This is a genomic window from Methanoregula sp., from assembly GCF_049510175.1.
In the GTDB taxonomy this organism is placed as follows: domain Archaea; phylum Halobacteriota; class Methanomicrobia; order Methanomicrobiales; family Methanospirillaceae; genus Methanoregula.
On the sequence record NZ_JBEKZF010000024.1, the window covers coordinates 1 to 3358 of the forward strand.

Consider the following 3358-nt stretch of genomic DNA (forward strand, 5'->3'; position numbering starts at 1 on the left):
TTATGACGCCCAGATCGAGGCATCCCAAATCCTTGCGGAGCTTGGCTTAAAAAAACGCGCATATTTCCTCGTCACCCTGCATCGGGCGGAAAACGTCGACATCGAGGAGCGTCTGAGGAAGTTCCTTGCGGGCCTCGACCTCCTTGAGCAGAAGTACGGCCTGCCCATCATCGTCAGCACCCATCCCCGAACGAGGAACAGGGTCGATTCCTTTGGCGTGGACCTGCGGGACAGCCGGCTCCGCTTCCTACCCCCCTTCGGGTTTTTCGATTTCATCCATCTGGAGCGCAACGCATCTTGCGTCCTCTCCGACAGCGGCACGGTCCAGGAGGAATGCTGCATCTTCGGCGTCCCCAACGTGACGCTCCGGGATGTCACTGAAAGACCGGAAACCATCGAGTGTGGAAGCAATATGCTGAGCGGGGCTGAGCCGGACTCGATCCTGAGATGCGTCGAGACGGTGGTTAATGCGGCCGGTTCTTGGACGCCGCCTTCGGAATATGTCATGACAAACGTAAGCGAGACGGTGACAAAGATAGTCCTCGCATACAGGCGCTGAGCGGGACATTACAATCATGCCCAGAGTTTCCGTCATAATCCCCTGCTTTAACGATGGCGCCTTCATTGACGAGGCTGTAAATTCCGTCCTTCGCCAGACCTACCGCGACGTCGAGATCATCATAGTTGACGACGGCTCGGACGGCGAGACGAGGGAAAGGCTTCAGACCTACAAACAACCTTCAATCCGGGTGATCTTCAAGTCACATGAGGGCGTAGCAACTGCCCGCAATCTCGCCGTTGGGCAGGCAAGCGGCGAGTTTATCCTGCCCCTCGATGCCGACGACAGGATACATGAAACATATATCGAAAAGGCTATACGTGTGATGGAGAGTGACGATGATATAGGAATAGTGTACTGCAGGGCCGTACTGTTCGGCGAGCAAACGGGTATGTGGGATTTACCAGAATATTCTTTCGAACGCATTCTCCTCCAGAACATGATTTTTTGCTCCGCCTTAATGAGAAAAGCCGACCTGGAAAAGGTGGGTGGATACAACACCAACATGACGAGCGGGTACGAAGACTGGGACTTGTCGCTCTCTCTCATCGACCTTGGACGGGAAGTATACATGATCCCCGAGGTCCTCTTCTTCTACCGAGTAAAAGACCGATCCAGGACGAGCAGGATGACGAACGAAGACAAGGCCACCATGCATCTCAAGATGATGGGAAACCATAAGGATCTCTATAGTCAGAACATGCTGCTCTGGGCAAAGCCGCTCCTGGAAACCTGGCTGGCCAGGGATGAATATCTGGAGATGAAAAATGCGTATCTGGAGATGAAAAATGCGTATCTCGCCACAAAGAACGCATATACCGAGACGACTAACTCGATGTCGTGGCGTGTCACCCAACCTTTAAGAACAGCGGCGGCATTGATCGGGGCATGGGGCCGAGTCCTGCGAAGAAGGCCACCACGGTCAACCGGATAGACCGGGGGTCAGGTTGAAACGTTTACTCATTTCGAAAACATAAGCAGGTTAAGAAAAAATGCTATTTCGCAGGCGATATAAACCATTACTGGCGCCATCGGCCGGTCTCGAACAAGTTGCTGACGACGGCAAGAGCGGATGGCGGGTAACCGGACCGGAGTCCCATTTCCTTCTTCAAGGCCCGCTGCCTTCGGGTTGGGTGAAGATAAAGTGCAGGACATGGGCACAAGAATCGGCCGAATTCAAGCTCTTTGCCCGTATGCCCGGACCCGAGACACACGAGAGTGACTTTAGCATCGGCTTCGTCGATTCTGAGGAAAAATGCCTCTCGGCGTATCTCCTGCTCGATGAGGGTACGTTGCAGGCAAGAATAGTTCCTTCTGGGACTTCCCTCCCATTCTCGATAAGAGACGTCGTATTGAACAGGGTATCCAGATTGGAAATACTGGCTGCCGCAGTCTTTCGATTTATCGTCGGCCACAATGCCTCCTCGCGCCTTCCTCTCCGTGCAATGTTCCTGCAGGTCCTTGCCATTTTCAGAGCCGGCGGCTTCCCGGAGCTGCGCATCAGGCTTGGCAGGTTTGTAGAATCGCAGGTAGACCGCCGGGATAACTATCGCTTTTGGGTATTGCAGAATACGCCGCAAGAGGCCGAGCTGAACGAGCTGAGGGCCAAATGCACAAGGCTGCCATATAAGCCCGTTTTCTCCCTGCTGGTCCCCATTTCGGATCCCGATGGACAGTCCTTGCGAAGATGCATCCGATCAATTGCGAGCCAGGTATATCCCTTATGGGAGCTCTGCCTCGTGATGCCCGATGTCGCTCCATATCCGGTCGAGACATTGCTTGAAGAATTCAGGGATGTCAGTCCGCGGATCAAGGTGCTCTACGGGAACCGGCAAAAGCAGGCTTTCGACATCGAGTCGCGGGTAACAGGCGATTTCATCTGTACGGTGCATTCTGACGCAGTATTGGCGCCGGAGGCGCTAGGGGAATATGCGCTTTTTCTGAGCAACCACCCCGATGCAGACGCGCTTTATAGTGACGAAGACAGGATAGATGCGCAAAACAACAGATTCCAGCCGTTCTTTAAGCCGGACTGGTCGCCCGAGTACCTGGAGTCCTTTCCCTACATCTCCTCTCTCACCTGCTACAGGACAAGCATCGTGAGAAAGACAAGCTGGCTCAAAGAGACGGATAAACTCGCCATCGATTATGACCTTGCGCTGAGATTCAGCGAGCTGACACAGAAAATCGCCCATATCCCCAAGGTCCTGTACCACCGTTATGTCATGGAGGATGAAGGTTCGGGTCATACCGGAAATGCGGTAGACTGCCTGAAGGGCCACTTCCAGCGTGTGGGAATAGGGGGTACCGTTACTGAGAGCCCCTACCCGGGTCTCCTTGACGTTCGGTACGAGATAGCGAAAAATCCACTCGTCTCGATCATTATCCCGGCGGGAGGAAGAAAGGCAAAGATCCGGGGCGTCAATACGGACCTGTTGTCCAACTGCATCACAAGCCTATGCAATAAATCCGTCTACAAGAACTATGAAATCATCGTGGTCCATGACAATAACCTCGATCGGTCCACCCTGCGCTTGATAAAGGATAGTAAAGGCAAATTGGTCCCCTTCAGGGATAAATTCAATTTCTCGGCAAAAATCAATCTCGGTGCCCGTCACGCGCAAGGGGAGCATCTTCTGATCCTCAACGATGACACGGAGGTTATCTCCGCCGAATGGCTCTCGGCAATGCTCGAGTTTTCCCAGCGGAAGGCCATAGGCGTCGTAGGCGCAAAGCTCTATTTCGAGGACGGAACTATTCAGCACGCGGGTGTCACGTTCACCCGCGACGGATTTCCAC

3 protein-coding genes are annotated in these 3358 nt (G+C 53.7%); all 3 read left to right on the forward strand.

Features of this window, described 5'->3' with window-relative positions:
* Positions 1 to 559, forward strand: a 559-nt coding sequence (locus tag ABSG49_RS12040) for a UDP-N-acetylglucosamine 2-epimerase (RefSeq protein WP_424026377.1), incomplete at its 5' end; no start/stop codon positions are given.
* Between the two features lie 16 nt (positions 560 to 575).
* Positions 576 to 1493 (forward strand): glycosyltransferase family A protein, encoded by a 918-nt coding sequence (locus ABSG49_RS12045; RefSeq protein ID WP_424026378.1) that lies wholly within the window; start codon positions 576 to 578, stop codon positions 1491 to 1493.
* Positions 1494 to 1929: 436 nt separating this feature from the next.
* Positions 1930 to 3358, forward strand: a 1429-nt coding sequence (locus ABSG49_RS12050; protein ID WP_424026379.1) for a glycosyltransferase family 2 protein, incomplete at its 3' end; no start/stop codon positions are given.